Annotated in this window: 12 protein-coding genes; 3 read left to right on the plus strand and 9 right to left on the minus strand. The window is 62.6% G+C overall.

The genetic code is table 11. The features are described 5' to 3' along the window. The first annotated feature begins 2 nt into the window (after positions 1 to 2). Together ACIQUF_RS09410 and leuA are read left to right on the plus strand one after the other, a co-directional pair. Positions 3 to 830 carry a peptidoglycan DD-metalloendopeptidase family protein gene (locus tag ACIQUF_RS09410; RefSeq protein WP_403130882.1) on the plus strand — a complete coding sequence of 276 codons (828 nt, stop codon included), beginning with the start codon at positions 3 to 5 and terminating at the stop codon, positions 828 to 830. A 321-nt stretch (positions 831 to 1151) separates the two neighbouring features. Next, positions 1152 to 2825, plus strand: coding sequence for a 2-isopropylmalate synthase (gene leuA / locus ACIQUF_RS09415; protein WP_400797162.1), 1674 nt, complete (start codon positions 1152 to 1154; stop codon positions 2823 to 2825). A gap of 210 nt (positions 2826 to 3035) precedes the next feature. On the opposite strand, the gene ACIQUF_RS09420 is transcribed toward leuA, so the two are convergent. The 3 genes from ACIQUF_RS09420 to zwf are packed head-to-tail and all read right to left on the minus strand — an operon-like array spanning position 3036 to position 5897. Beyond that, complete coding sequence (locus tag ACIQUF_RS09420) at positions 3036 to 3710, minus strand: bifunctional 4-hydroxy-2-oxoglutarate aldolase/2-dehydro-3-deoxy-phosphogluconate aldolase (protein ID WP_403130885.1); 675 nt, start codon at positions 3708 to 3710, stop codon at positions 3036 to 3038. A 17-nt stretch (positions 3711 to 3727) separates the two neighbouring features. Next, a complete protein-coding gene (gene pgl, locus ACIQUF_RS09425) occupies positions 3728 to 4441 on the minus strand; it encodes a 6-phosphogluconolactonase (protein ID WP_403130888.1) in 714 nt (237 codons plus the stop codon). Next, on the minus strand, positions 4428 to 5897 hold the full coding sequence (zwf, locus tag ACIQUF_RS09430; RefSeq protein WP_403130891.1) for a glucose-6-phosphate dehydrogenase: 1470 nt from the start codon (positions 5895 to 5897) through the stop codon (positions 4428 to 4430). The genes pgl and zwf overlap by 14 nt, the downstream gene beginning before the upstream one ends. Before the next feature lie 211 nt (positions 5898 to 6108). Between zwf and hexR the strand changes: the two genes are divergently transcribed. Further along, on the plus strand, positions 6109 to 6972 hold the full coding sequence (gene hexR / locus ACIQUF_RS09435) for a DNA-binding transcriptional regulator HexR (protein ID WP_400798063.1): 864 nt from the start codon (positions 6109 to 6111) through the stop codon (positions 6970 to 6972). Here the strand turns inward: hexR and ACIQUF_RS09440 are convergent. The 6 genes from ACIQUF_RS09440 to ACIQUF_RS09465 all read right to left on the minus strand — a co-directional run bounded on the left by ACIQUF_RS09440 (position 6965) and on the right by ACIQUF_RS09465 (position 13664). Next, on the minus strand, positions 6965 to 7819 hold the full coding sequence (locus ACIQUF_RS09440; protein WP_403130895.1) for a D-hexose-6-phosphate mutarotase: 855 nt from the start codon (positions 7817 to 7819) through the stop codon (positions 6965 to 6967). The two genes, hexR and ACIQUF_RS09440, sit on opposite strands and share 8 nt — an antisense overlap. Positions 7820 to 7936: 117 nt before the next feature. After that, on the minus strand, positions 7937 to 9280 hold the full coding sequence (locus ACIQUF_RS09445) for a carbohydrate porin (RefSeq protein WP_403130897.1): 1344 nt from the start codon (positions 9278 to 9280) through the stop codon (positions 7937 to 7939). A gap of 41 nt (positions 9281 to 9321) precedes the next feature. Continuing rightward, complete coding sequence (locus tag ACIQUF_RS09450; protein WP_403130899.1) at positions 9322 to 10476, minus strand: ABC transporter ATP-binding protein; 1155 nt, start codon at positions 10474 to 10476, stop codon at positions 9322 to 9324. Between the two features lie 3 nt (positions 10477 to 10479). Beyond that, complete coding sequence (locus tag ACIQUF_RS09455; RefSeq protein WP_403130902.1) at positions 10480 to 11325, minus strand: carbohydrate ABC transporter permease; 846 nt, start codon at positions 11323 to 11325, stop codon at positions 10480 to 10482. After that, complete coding sequence (locus ACIQUF_RS09460; protein WP_403130904.1) at positions 11318 to 12226, minus strand: carbohydrate ABC transporter permease; 909 nt, start codon at positions 12224 to 12226, stop codon at positions 11318 to 11320. The genes ACIQUF_RS09455 and ACIQUF_RS09460 overlap by 8 nt, the downstream gene beginning before the upstream one ends. Before the next feature lie 151 nt (positions 12227 to 12377). Further along, positions 12378 to 13664: an ABC transporter substrate-binding protein gene (locus ACIQUF_RS09465; protein WP_403130906.1), complete on the minus strand. Its 1287-nt coding sequence runs from the start codon at positions 13662 to 13664 to the stop codon at positions 12378 to 12380. Positions 13665 to 13730 lie beyond the last annotated feature (66 nt).

Below are 13730 nucleotides of genomic sequence, written 5' to 3' on the forward strand. Positions count from 1 at the left end.
ACATGCCCCGCCTGTTCGCGCCCCTGCTTGCCCTTTCCCTGATGCTGCTGGCCGGCGCCGCCCAGGCCAGCTACATCACCCGCACCCTGAACAAACCGGTGCCCGGCGGCGTCGCCGTGGTCGACCTGGGGCCGGCGGCCACGGCGCCGAGCGCACGCTTCGATGGCAAGCCGGTGCTGGTGGTGAAAGAGCAGGACAACTGGCTGGCCATCGTCGGTATCCCGCTGACTCAGAAGCCCGGCACTGCCACGCTGACCCAAGGCAGTCGCAACCTGCCGTTCAGCGTGGGCAGCAAGAAATACCCCGAGCAGCACATCACCCTGAAGAACAAGCGCCAGGTCAACCCAGACCCGGCCGACCTCAAGCGCATCGACCGCGAGCTTGCCGAGCAGATCACCGCCTACCGCAGCTTCAGCCCGAACCTGCCGAGCAACCTGCTGCTCGACAAACCGGTCAGCGGCCCGCTGTCGAGCAAGTTCGGTGTGCGCCGCTTCTTCAACGGAGAGGAACGCAACCCGCATGCGGGGCTGGACTTCGCAGTGCCTGCCGGCACACCGATCAAGACCCCGGCCAATGGCAAGGTGATCCTGGTCGGCGATTACTTCTTCAATGGCCGCACGGTGTTCGTCGACCACGGCCAGGGCTTCATCAGCATGTTCTGCCACATGTCCAAGATCGATGTGAACGTGGGTCAACAGTTGCGTCGCGGCGATGTGGTCGGCCGTGTAGGTTCGACCGGGCGGGCGACTGGACCGCACATGCACTGGAACGTCAGCCTCAATGATGCGCGGGTGGATCCGGCCATCTTCATTGGGGCCTTTCAGCCCTGATCGAAGGGGTGCGACTGTGTTGCGCGAGCCAAAAGACTCGCGCAACACACAGAAACACCATCAGATATTCCAGCAATAAAATCTCGATACATCCTGCTTTTTAAGCATTTATCTCAATTTTTTTCGAACGCTTGCCATCCCTCACCTCACTGGTTAGGGTTGAAGGCATGAAAACCTTCAGCACCCTCATTCTGCTCCGACAACATCGCAGCCTCTGCCTGGTCAGCGCCCGACTACCAGGTTGAATCGCGTCGCCTCGCCCTTTCATCTTGTTACAGCTCGGCAGGCCCGATTTCGGCCGCACACAAAAGGATTGCTTCCATGACCATGCTCAAAGACCCATCGAAGAAGTACCGCGCTTTCCCGACCATCGACCTGCCTGACCGTACCTGGCCGTCGAAGACCATCACCGAAGCACCGATCTGGTGCAGCTCGGACCTGCGTGATGGCAACCAGTCGCTGATCGAGCCGATGGACTCGGAGAAGAAGCTGCGCTTCTGGAAGACCCTGGTGCAGGTCGGTGTGAAGGAGATCGAAGCCTCGTTCCCGTCCGCCTCGCAGACCGATTTCGACTTCGTGCGCAGCCTGATCGAAGACGGCCACATCCCGGACGACACCACCATCCAGGTGCTCACCCAGGCTCGTGAAGACCTGATCGCGCGCACCTTCGAATCGCTGCGCGGGGCCAAGAAGGCCATCGTCCACCTGTACAACGCCACCTGCCCGTCGTTCCGCCGCATCGTCTTCAACCAGGACAAGCAAGGCGTGAAGGACATCGCGGTGAACGCGGCCAAGCTGTTCGTCAAATACGCCGCCCAACAGCCGGAAACCCAGTGGACCTTCCAGTACTCGCCGGAAACCTTCAGCGCCACCGAACTGGAGTTCGCCAAGGAAGTCTGCGATGCGGTGATCGAGGTGTGGAACCCAACACCTGAACACAAGGTTATCCTCAACCTGCCGGCCACCGTGGAAGTTGCCACGCCAAACATCTACGCCGACCAAATCGAGTGGTTCTGCCGCAACGTCAGCCGCCGTGACAGCGTGATCATCAGCCTGCACTGCCACAACGACCGTGGCACCGGCATCGCCGCCACCGAGCTGGGCCTGATGGCCGGCGCCGACCGCGCCGAAGGCTGCCTGTTCGGCAACGGCGAGCGCACCGGCAACGTCGACCTGGTGACCCTGGCGCTGAACCTCTACACCCAGGGCATCGACCCAGGGCTGGACTTCTCCGACATCGACGGCGTGCGCAAGGTCGTCGAAGAGTGCAACCAGCTGCCCGTGCACCCGCGTCACCCGTATGTCGGCGACCTGGTACACACCGCATTCTCCGGCTCGCACCAGGATGCCATCCGCAAAGGCTTCGCCAAGCAGCAGGACGGCGAACTGTGGGAAGTGCCGTACCTGCCGATCGACCCGGCCGACATCGGCCGCAGCTATGAGGCGGTGATCCGCGTCAACAGCCAGTCGGGCAAAGGCGGCATCACTTACCTGCTCGAACAGGAATACGGCATCAGCCTGCCGCGCCGCATGCAGATCGAATTCAGCCAGGTAGTGCAGGGCGAAACCGATCGCCTCGGCCTGGAAATGACCGCCCAGCAGATCTACAGCCTGCTGCACAAGGAATACCTCCAGGCCAACAGCCCGTATGCGCTGGTCAGCCACCGTCTGCAGGAAGAAAACGGCCACAGTGCCGTGGAAGTGGAAGTCGCCGGCGAAGGCGAAACCACCCTGCACTGGCGCGGCAAGGGCAATGGCGCCCTGGAAGCGCTGGTGGCCGGTTTGCCGATCGCCGTGGAGATCATGGACTACAACGAGCACGCCATCGGTGCCGGCACCAACGCCAAGGCGGCGGCCTATATCGAGCTGCGCGTGGCCGGTGGTCGCCCGGTGCACGGTGTAGGTATCGATGAGAACATCACTACGGCCAGCTTCAAGGCACTGTTCAGTGCGCTGAATCGCTCGCTGAGCCAGCAGGAAGCCAAGGCGGCGTAAGCTTTGAAATGATGGTCAGAAGCCCGCGTCCATGATGCGGGCTTTTTTGTTGCCTGTGCGGGCCTCATCGCGGCTGAAGCCGCTCCTACAGGGATTGGCACCGGACCCGTAGGAGCGGCTTCAGCCGCGAAGAGGCCAGCACATGCAACACAAATGCAAAAAAAAGGGACGCCGACCAAGCGCCCCATAAAGCACACAACAAATTCAGTTTCAGTCCAGCAGCGCCATCGCCTCGGCGCTGCACGCCTCGATCCGCGCCCAGTCGCCGTTCTTGATCCAGCTGCTGTCGAGCATCCAGGTCCCACCCACACACATCACATTGGGCAAGGCCATATAGTTGCGCACGTTGGCCGGGTTGACCCCGCCAGTCGGGCAGAAGCGGATATCGCCGAACGGTCCACCGAACGCTTTGATCGCCGCAACACCGCCGCTGATTTCTGCGGGGAACAGCTTGAATCGGCGGTAACCCAGCGCATAACCCATCATGATTTCCGACGGCGTGCTGATACCCGGTAGCAGCGGGATGTCGCTGTCCACGCCGGCTTCGAGAATATCCTGGGTGATACCCGGGGTGACCACGAACTGCGCGCCTGCAGCTTCGACTGCGGCATACATGCCACGATCGAGCACGGTACCGGCACCAACACACAGCTCCGGACGCTGCTCGCGCAGCACCTGGATAGCCTTGAGGCCATGCTGGGAGCGCAAGGTCACTTCCAGGGTGCGGATGCCGCCAGCGGCCAGGGCGTCGGCCAGGGGCAGGATGTCTTCCTCACGGGCGATGGTGATCACCGGCAGGATGCGCGCCGCACCGCAGATGGCATCGATGCGGTCGGCTTTTTCGGCCATCGACAGCAGAGGCTGTGGGCGTTCAAGGGTGGTCATGACAGTGGATCCTTTGCTCATGGGCACCAGTAGATGCTCAAGGGGTCGTGAAGAAAGGCGCGAATCGGCATTTCGTTAAGGTCGTTGCCCTCCAGCGCGGCGCGCAGGGTAGCGAGTTTGCCCGGGCCCTGCACCGACAGCGCGATGAAGGCGGCGCTGGCGAGTAGCGAACGGGTCAGCGACAAGCGTTGGTGCGGCACGCTCGGCGCCAGCATCGGCAGGCAGCGGCGTTTGCTGGTCAGGTCGAGGCCTTCGGCCAGGTTCGGGCTGTTGGGGAACAGCGACGCGGTATGGCCATCGTCGCCCATGCCCAGCACCAGCACATCGATGGCTGGCAGCTCGGCCAAGGCCTGGTCTGCTTTGGCAGCGGCAGCATCGAGGTTTTCCGCCTGCTGATACAGGCTGACAAAGCGCGCCTTGGCCGCTGCCCCCTGGAACAGGTGGCGAGCCAGCAAACCGGCGTTGCTGTCGGCGTGTTCCACCGGCACCCAGCGCTCATCGGCCAGGCTGACCGTCACCTTCGACCAGTCCAGCACTTCAGTTGCCAGTTTTTCGAGGAACGGCACCGGGCTGCGGCCACCGGACAGCACCAGGCAGGCCTGGCCTTTCGCGGCAATGGCTGCACGCAAGCGCTCGGCCACATCAGCGGCCAGCTTTACCGAGAGCGCCTTGGCATCCACCAATGAATGCGCTGTAACGCTTTGCGGCAGTTGAAGTTCAGATATCCCCATACCACGCCCTCCCATCACGTGTGATCAATGCTATCGAGCTCATCGGCCCCCAGGACCCGGCGGCATAAGGCTTGGGGGCATCACCGGCGCTCTGCCAGCCAGCGATCAGCTGGTCGCACCACTTCCAGGCATATTCGATTTCGTCCTTGCGCACGAACAGGTTCTGGTTGCCGCGCATCACTTCGAGCAGCAAGCGTTCGTAGGCATCCGGAATGCGCGCGGTGCGCCAGGTATCGGAAAAATTCAGCTGCAACGGGCCGCTGCGCAGTTGCATGCCTTTGTCCAGGCCCTGCTCCTTGGTCATCACCCGCAACGAAATACCCTCGCTCGGTTGCAGGCGAATGATCAGCTTGTTCCCGACCTGCAGGCGCTGCTCCGGGGCGAAGATGTAGTGCGGTGTTTCCTTGAAGTGGATGACGATCTGCGACAATTTCTGCGGCATGCGCTTGCCGGTGCGCAGGTAGAACGGCACGCCCGACCAGCGCCAGTTGCGGATGTCGGCGCGCAGGGCGACGAAGGTTTCGGTGTCGCTCTGGGCGTTGGCATTGTCTTCTTCCAGGTAACCGGGCACCGGCTTGCCGTCGCTGTAGCCGGCAATGTATTGGCCGCGTACCACGCGAGTGCTGAGCCCCTCGCCGGTGATCGGCGCGAGGGCCTTGAGCACCTTGACCTTCTCGTCGCGGATGCTGTCGGCCGACAGTTCGCTGGGCGGGTCCATGGCGATCAGGCACAGCAGTTGTAGCAGGTGGTTCTGGATCATGTCGCGCAGCTGGCCGGCCTTGTCGAAATAGCCCCAGCGGCCTTCGATGCCGACCTTCTCGGCGACGGTGATCTCCACATGGGAGATCGAATTCTGGTTCCACTGGGTTTCGAACAGGCTGTTGGCGAAGCGCAGTGCGATCAGGTTCTGCACCGTCTCCTTGCCCAGGTAGTGGTCGATGCGATAGACGCGGCTTTCCGGGAAGAAGCGCGCCACGGCATCGTTGACCCGGCGCGACGACTCCAGGTCGTGGCCGATGGGCTTTTCAAGTACCACCCGAGTCCGTGAGGCCAGCCCGACCTGATCGAGGTTTTCGCAAATGGCGCCGTACACTGCCGCCGCCGTGGCGAAATAGGCAATCAACGGCAGCTCGGCAGGGGCCTGCTCGGCCAGGGCCTGGTAGCCCTCGGCCTGAAGGAAGTCCAGGTGCTGGTAGCTCAAGCGCCCGAGAAAACGCCCCAGCGCCGCAGGCTCCAGATCGTCTTCGGCCACGTGCTTGCGCAGATGGGCCTCAATACTCTGCAAATGCTCCTGCGCGCTGCCAGGCTCGCGGGCCAGCGCCAGCAGGCGGGTGTCCGCGTGCAACAAATTGGCGCGGTCGAGCTGGTAAAGCGCAGGAAACAGCTTGCGCAATGCCAGATCGCCGAGGGCGCCAAACAGGGCAAAGGTGCAAGGTTCGACACTGATCGCTGCCATGATGTTGGTTCTTTCCTAAAGTTGGTCTAGGAATACCGCTTTCACTTACGGTTTTCAAGGAATAATGTAGTAAAAACCACAACATTACACACATGTGTTACAGACAAGTGGTGCGCCACCCGTACCGCCAGTACGATAGACGACCGTGCAAAAAGCCTGCTGCTGCGCCAGCCGGCTGTCTTCCCGACCCAAGGACACACCCATGGACCGCGTGCGAAACCTCCTGGAACAGATCCAGGGACGCCTCGACGAGCTGAACAAGGCCGAACGCAAAGTCGCCGAAGTCATTCTGCTCAACCCGCAACAAGCCACCCGTTTCAGCATTGCCGCGCTGGCCCAGGCGGCCAAGGTCAGCGAGCCGACCGTCAACCGTTTCTGCCGCTCGTTCGGCGTCAGCGGCTACCCAGAGCTCAAATTGCAACTGGCGCAGAGCCTGGCCAGCGGCGCCGCCTACGTCAGCCGCGCGGTGGAAGCCGACGATGACCCGGCGGCCTACACCCAGAAGATCTTCGCCAGCGCCATCGCCTCGCTCGACAGTGCCTGCCAGCAGCTCGACCCGCAACAGGTCAGCCGCGCCGTGGACATGATGATCCAGGCCCGGCAGATCCATTTCTTCGGCCTCGGCGCCTCGGCCCCGGTGGCCCTGGACGCGCAGCACAAGTTCTTCCGCTTCAACCTGGCGGTGTCGGCCCATGCCGACGTACTCATGCAGCGCATGCTGGCCTCGGTGGCGCACACCGGCGACCTGTTCGTGATCATCTCCTACACCGGCCGCACCCGCGAACTGGTCGAGGTGGCGCGCCTGGCACGCGAGAACGGCGCCTCGGTGCTCGGCCTGACCGCTGCCGGTTCGCCGTTGGCCCAGGCCTGCAGCCTGAGTCTGCACATTCCGCTGCCCGAAGACACCGACATCTACATGCCGATGACTTCGCGGATCATCCAGCTGACCGTGCTCGACGTCTTGGCCACCGGCATGACCCTGCGCCGGGGCGTGGACTTCCAGCCGCACCTGCGCAAGATCAAGGAGAGCCTGAACGCCAGCCGCTATCCAGTCGAAGACGACGAACTCAGCTGAGCCGGTGCGCCTGCAGCCGCAGGTGGGCGCGCTGCCCCGGCGCCAGGCTCAGACCCTCGCCACTGCCGCTGGCCGCCTCGACGCAGACGAAGCCCTGGCTTTCACGCCCGCTCACGCCCATCAGAGGCCGGTTACCAGGGTGCCACACCACAGTGTCGTCGCTGTCACCGGTGTCGATGCACAGCTCGCGCTGCCACGCCGGGTCCTGCAACTGCACCCTTGGCGTGCCGGGGTAGACCTTTTGGCAGCCGCCCTTGAGCTTCAAGGCGCCGTCCTGGCGGCAAGCCTGCCGACTCAAGCGATCGTAACCCTCGATATCTTCAAGCCCAGACAGCGCTATCTCGGACACGTCACTGATACGCCAATAGGCCAGCAGCGCATGACTCAACTGGCAGGGTTCGCTGTCCTGGTGCTCGGTGCTCAGGCTCAGCTCCATGCGGCTGCCCAGCCGGGCATGTAGGTCAACCTGCCAATCGCACAGGTCCAGGCGCCACTTCAGGCTCACGCCCTCTTCGTCCTCGCGGCTGTCGACCAGCTTCCAGTCCAGCAAACGTGCCCAGCCGTGAGCCGGCCACAGGTCTTCGCTGGGATGACGGCCGTACCAGGGCCAGCACACCGGCACGCCACCACGGATCGCCCCCACCTGGGGCCACTGCTCGGCACACCACAGCCAGGGCCGCTCACCGGCCGGCTGGAAGTGCAGCAACTGCGCGCCCTGGCGGCTGAATACCGCCTGGCATTTGGGGTGATCGATGATCAGTACATCGCGCTGCTGGTAACGCTCCCACTCGAATGTCGGCCTTGGCCTCTGTGCGGAAAAGAAGCGATGGAGCGGATGTTCAGGCATGGTTCAGAGCTCTTGTTGTTTGAGATAGCGCTGTCTCGACCTATCCCCGACAACCACTGCAAGCCAGTGGGTGCCGGGAGCCGATAGTGGATTGGCGTAAATTTACAACAATTGGCCTCAGAATGACGACTGAATCTTCAAGCCAGCGACCAGCGCGTTGTCCACTTCATCCACACCGCCGGGGCTCTTGATGTACTGCAGGTTGGGGCGAACGGTCAGCCAGTTAGTGACGTGGAAGCCGTAGTACAGCTCGGCGTTGTACTCGGTGCGCTGCAGCGGCACGAAGCCTGGGTTGTCGTAATCGTTGATGCCGCTCTGCGCGTTGAGCTGTTCAGCGCGCTTCTTCACGTCGTCGTTCACGTGGATGCGGGCCACGCCGAAGCCGATGTCATCCTTGGGCCGAGCATCGAATGCACCCTTGTAGACCAGGCCGACCTGCTGGTAGTTGTCGACCACGTTGGTGGCCTTGTCATGCACGGTGAAGTTGGCAAACAGGCTGAGGCCGCGGCTTGCATCGCCGCCATGGGCGGTGACCTGCTGCTGCGCCACCACCCACCAGCCATGCTTGCTGGAGTGGGATTTGAAGCCAGCACCGCTGATGCCTTGCGGGTTGCCATTGACGTCCTCGTAGACATCTTCAGCATCGGCAGTGCTGTAGTAATAGCCCAGGCGGTACTCACCCGGCAGGCCATTCACCTGCGGGGACCACACCGCCTCCACCGGCAGGATCGCGCCTTTGGTGCCGCTGCCACTGAGCTTGAAGCCGTTACCGGTTTCCAGGTTCGATGGGTTCTGCTCGAAGGCGCCGACCTGGACGAAGAATTCCGGCGTGATGTTGTACTTGACCCGCAGCGCCCATTGGCTGACCGGCCAGTTGTACCAGATGCCGCCAACCCAGTTGCCCACCTGCGAGCCGCAGAAGGCCAGGTTCTGGAAGTCGCATGGGAAGCTGTTGAAGTCCTCGCCCTCGCCGAAGCGGCCGAATTTCACATCCAGGGCACCGTCGAAGTACTTCTGCTTGATCCACATCTGGGTCAACCGCCAGGTCTGGCCGCGGCCCCACACTTCCTGCACCGAACTGAACTGGCCGGCGCGCGGGTCACTGATGCGGTCGTTGGACAGGTTGCGGCCGCTGCGCTCGGTGATCGCCAATTTGAATTCGGCATCGTGCCAGCCGAAAATTTTCTGCAGGTCCAGGTGCGCGCCAAGGGCGAACTGGTCGCTGTAGCGCGCGGTCTTGTCGTCGTTGTAGCCACCGTTGAGGTTGCCGGCCACCTCGCCCACGTAATCGAGAGTGAAGTCATAGCCTTTTTCCAGCAGCTCGGTGCGGGCGCCGCCCCAGTCGCCGGTCATCCATTTCGACTCGCTGGAGAAGGCCTCGGCGGCCTGAGCCCCGCTGCTGCCGACCACGGCAAGCAAGGCCAGTGAGCCCAAGGTCTTGATGCGATTGCGCTGTTCCATCCCTTTGCGTCCTCTTTTTTCTTATTGATGGTGTAGACGTTTCAACGGCCCTTGAGGCGGGTGACGTTGTCCTTCACTGAAACGTTGGCAGTGTTCAGGTCCAGGCGCTCGCCGCTGGCGGCGTCGAACAGCAGCACCCGCGCCGGGTCGAATTGCAGGTTCAAGCTGTCACCGACCCGACACGCCACGTCTGGCGCCAGGCGGCAGCACACCTTGGTCTGGTTGAGGGTGACGAATACCAAAAGGTCCGGCCCGGTCGGCTCGGTCACCTGCACCTCGGCGCGAATGCCCGGCAGGCCATTGCCCTCCCCCGTGCCCAGGGTGATTTGCTCGGGGCGGATGCCGAGGATGATCTCGCGGCCGTCCAGCTCGTCGCTGGCCACACCCAGCGGCAGCTCGCAACGCGCCTGGCCGCTGTCGAGCAGGGCCAGCAGGCGCCCGTCCCGTTTGGCCAGGCGCACGGGAATGAAGTTCATCGGCGGCGAGCCGATAAAGCTGGCGACGAACTGGTTGGCCGGGTCGTTGTAGATTTGCTGCGGAGTGCCGAACTGCTGGATGATGCCGTCCTTCATCACCGCCACCTTGTCGCCCAGGGTCATGGCCTCGATCTGGTCGTGGGTGACGTACACCGTGGTGGTCTTCAGGCGCTGGTGCATCAGTTTCATTTCGGTGCGCATCTCGACCCGCAGCTTGGCGTCGAGGTTGGACAGCGGCTCATCGAACAGGTAGATCTTCGGCCGCCGCGCCAACGCCCGGCCCATGGCCACGCGCTGCTGTTGGCCACCGGACAACTGCGCCGGTTTGCGCGCCAGCAAGTGCTCGATCTGCAGCAGCTTGGCCACCCGCGCGACTTCCTCTTCGATGGCTGCTTGCGGCATCTTGCGGATCTTCAGGCCAAACTCGATGTTCTCGCGCACAGTCATGGTCGGGTACAGCGCGTAGGACTGGAACACCATGGCGATGTCACGGTCTTTGGGGCTCATGCCGCTGACGTCCTGCTCATCGATCAGGATCGCGCCGCCGGTGATGTTCTCAAGGCCGGCGATGCAGTTCATCAAGGTCGATTTGCCACAGCCCGATGGGCCGACCAGGATCAGGAACTCGCCGTCCCTGATCGACAATTGGATGTCCTTGAGGGTGTCTGGCAGGCCGCTGCCATAGGTCTTGTTCACATTGCGAATTTCAAGCGTTGCCATGACTTACCCCTTGACGGCGCCGGCACTGAGGCCGCGGACGAAATACTTGCCTGCCACCACATAGACCAGCAGGGTTGGCAGGCCGGCGATCATCGCCGCCGCCATGTCGACGTTGTATTCCTTGGCCCCGGTGCTGGTGTTGACCAGGTTGTTCAGGGCCACGGTGATCGGTTGCGAGTCGCCGCTGGAAAACACCACCCCGAACAGGAAGTCGTTCCAGATCTGGGTGAACTGCCAGATCAGGCAGACCATGATGATCGGCGTCGACATCGGCAGGATGATGCGGCGGAAGATGGTGAAGAACCCGGCACCGTCCAGGCGTGCGGCCTTGACCAGGGCGTCGGGAATGCTCACGTAGAAATTGCGGAAAAACAGCGTGGTGAAGGCCAGGCCGTAGACCACATGCACCAGCACCAGGCCGCTGGTGGTGCTGGCCAGGCCCAACTTGCCGAGGGTGAACGAAGCCGGCAGCAGCACGGTCTGGAACGGCAGGAAGCAGCCGAATAGCAGCAGGCCGAAGAACAGCTGCGAACCTCGGAATCGCCACATCGAGAGCACATAGCCGTTCAGCGCGCCAATGGCGGTGGAGATCAACACCGCTGGTACGGTGATCATGATCGAGTTCCAGAAGTAGCCGTTGACGGTACCCCAGGCCTTTACCCAGCCGATGCCGCTGACCACGGTCGGCCAGCTCAGCAGGTTGCCGGTGCTGATGTCTTCGGGGGTTTTGAAGCTGGTCAGCAGCATGACCACCAGCGGCACCAGGTACAGCAGCACAGCCAGCAGCAGCACGGCATGGATGGCGATGCGGCTGAGGCTCAACGCCGGTTTGTCGGCAGGGCTATGCATGGCGTTTGCTCCTCAATTCCGAGTACAGGTAAGGCACGAGGATCGCCAGGATCGCCCCGAGCATGAGGATGGCGCTGGCCGAGCCCATGCCCATCTGGCCGCGGCTGAAGGTGAACGAGTACATGAACATCGCCGGCAGGTCGGACGAGTACCCCGGGCCGCCGGCGGTCATCGCCGCCACCAGGTCGAAGCTTTTGATCGCAATGTGCGAAAGGATCATCAGCGAGCTGAAGAACACCGGGCGCAGGCTCGGCAGCACCACGGTCCAGTAAATGCGCGGCAGGCTGGCGCCATCCATTTGCGCAGCGCGGATGATCGACTGGTCGACGCCGCGCAGGCCGGCGAGGAACATCGCCATGATGAAGCCCGAGGCCTGCCACACGGCGGCGATCACCAGGCAATACACCACCCGATCCGGGTCGATCAGCCAGTCCAGTCGAAAGCCTTCCCAGCCCCAGTCACGCAGCAGTTTGTCCAGGCCCATGCCGGGGTTGAGCAGCCACTTCCAGGCGGTGCCGGTGACGATCATCGACAATGCCATCGGGTAGAGGTAAATGGTGCGAATGAAGCCTTCGCGGCGGATGCGTTGGTCAAGCAACACCGCCAGGAACACGCCGATGGCCAGGCTGATGGCGATGAACAAGCCGCCGAATACCAGCAGGTTCTTGCTGGCGACCCACCAGCGGTCGTTGTCGAACAGCCGGGCGTATTGCGCCAGGCCCGCCCATTTGTAGGTCGGCAGGAAGGTCGAGGTGGTGAAGGAGAGGACGAAGGTCCACAGGATGTAGCCGTAGAAGCCTACCAGGACGATGAACATGCTCGGCGCCAGCACCAGCTTTGGTAGCCAGCGCTGTAGAGCGTCCAGGGGTGAGGCCCGCAGTTGGGCGGTGGTTGTAGTCATGGAATAGTAGTCCAGTGTATGGGCGGTGCTTCGCACCGCTTCGCGGGTCAAGCCCGCTCCCACAGAGTCCCCTACTCACCACAGGTTCTGGGCATGGCACCAGACCTGTGGGAGCGGCGGTTCGCCGATGCGACTTGCCCCGCGAAGAGGCCTACTTGGCCGACTTGATCGCCGCCGCCAGCTTCTTCGCCGCATCGGCAGGATCGGCCTTGGGGTCGTTGATGTAGTTGGTCACCACATCGAAGAACGCACCCTGCACGGCCAGCGTGGTGGCCATGTTGTGCGCCATGCTTGGATGCAGGCCACCGGTCTTGGCGTCGGCCATGAAGTCCTTGGCGGAAGCCTGGGCGCAGGCGTCGAAGCCATAGCTGTTCATGTCGGCGAGCATGTCGTTGCGCACCGGGATGGAGCCCTTGTTGGTGCTGAAGACTTTCTGGAAATCCTGGCCGAGCACTTTTCTGGCGATGTCTTGCTGGCCAGCGGCAGTGCCCTTGTCGTTCTGCTTGAACACCACCAGCGAGTCGATGTTGTACAGGAAGGCCTTTTCGGTACCCGGGAACGGCACGCACTGGTAATCCTTGCCTGCGGTCTTCTTGGCCAGGGTCCATTCGCTTTTGGCCCAGTCGCCCATGATCTGCATGCCGGCCTTGCCGTTGATGACCTTGGCCGCTTCCAGGTTCCAGTCCTGGCCCTTGCCGTCCGGGTCCATGTAGGTGGCGACCTTCTTCAGCTCGGTAAGCGACTTGACCATCTGCGGCCCGGTCAGCGTCGCTTCATCGAGGTCGACCAGCGCTTTCTTGTACCCATCCGCGCCCATCACCGACAGCACAACGCTTTCGAATACGGTGCTGTCCTGCCACGGCTGGCCGCCATGGGCGAGCGGGATGAAACCTGCGGCCTTGAGTTTGTCGGCGGCGGCGTAGAACTCGTCGAGCGTGGTCGGCGCCTTGTCGATGCCGGCCTTCTTGAACACTTCCGGATTGATCCACAGCCAGTTGATGCGGTGGATGTTCACCGGCACGGCTACGTAGTCGCCTTCGTACTTCACGGTGTCGGCGACTTTCTTATCAAGCAGCGTGTCCCATTTCTCTTCTTTGGCAACGTCCTTGAGCACCTCGGTATCGAGCAAGCCTGTAGAGGCCCAGTCCTGGATGTCCGGCCCTTTGATCTGAGCGACGCCTGGTGGGTTACCGGCCACGGCGCGGCTTTTGAGCACGGTCATGGCAGTGGCGCCACCGCCACCCGCAACGGCGCCGTCTTTCCAGGTAAAGCCGTCTTTCTCGACCTGGGCCTTGAGCACGTCGACAGCCGCTTTTTCACCACCGGACGTCCACCAGTGCACCACCTCGACACTGCCTTTGGAGTCGGCGGCGAAGGCACTGAGCGGGAACAGGGAGGCGAGAGAGATCGCGGCAGCGAGGCGGAGAGTCGAATTCATCGGAATACCTTTCTTGTTGTTATGCCGGGCAAGTCGGTCGCTTGCATTGCATGGAGTCTAATCAGA

The sequence above is a fragment of the Pseudomonas sp. NPDC090233 genome, assembly GCF_044772285.1.
Classification (GTDB): domain Bacteria; phylum Pseudomonadota; class Gammaproteobacteria; order Pseudomonadales; family Pseudomonadaceae; genus Aquipseudomonas.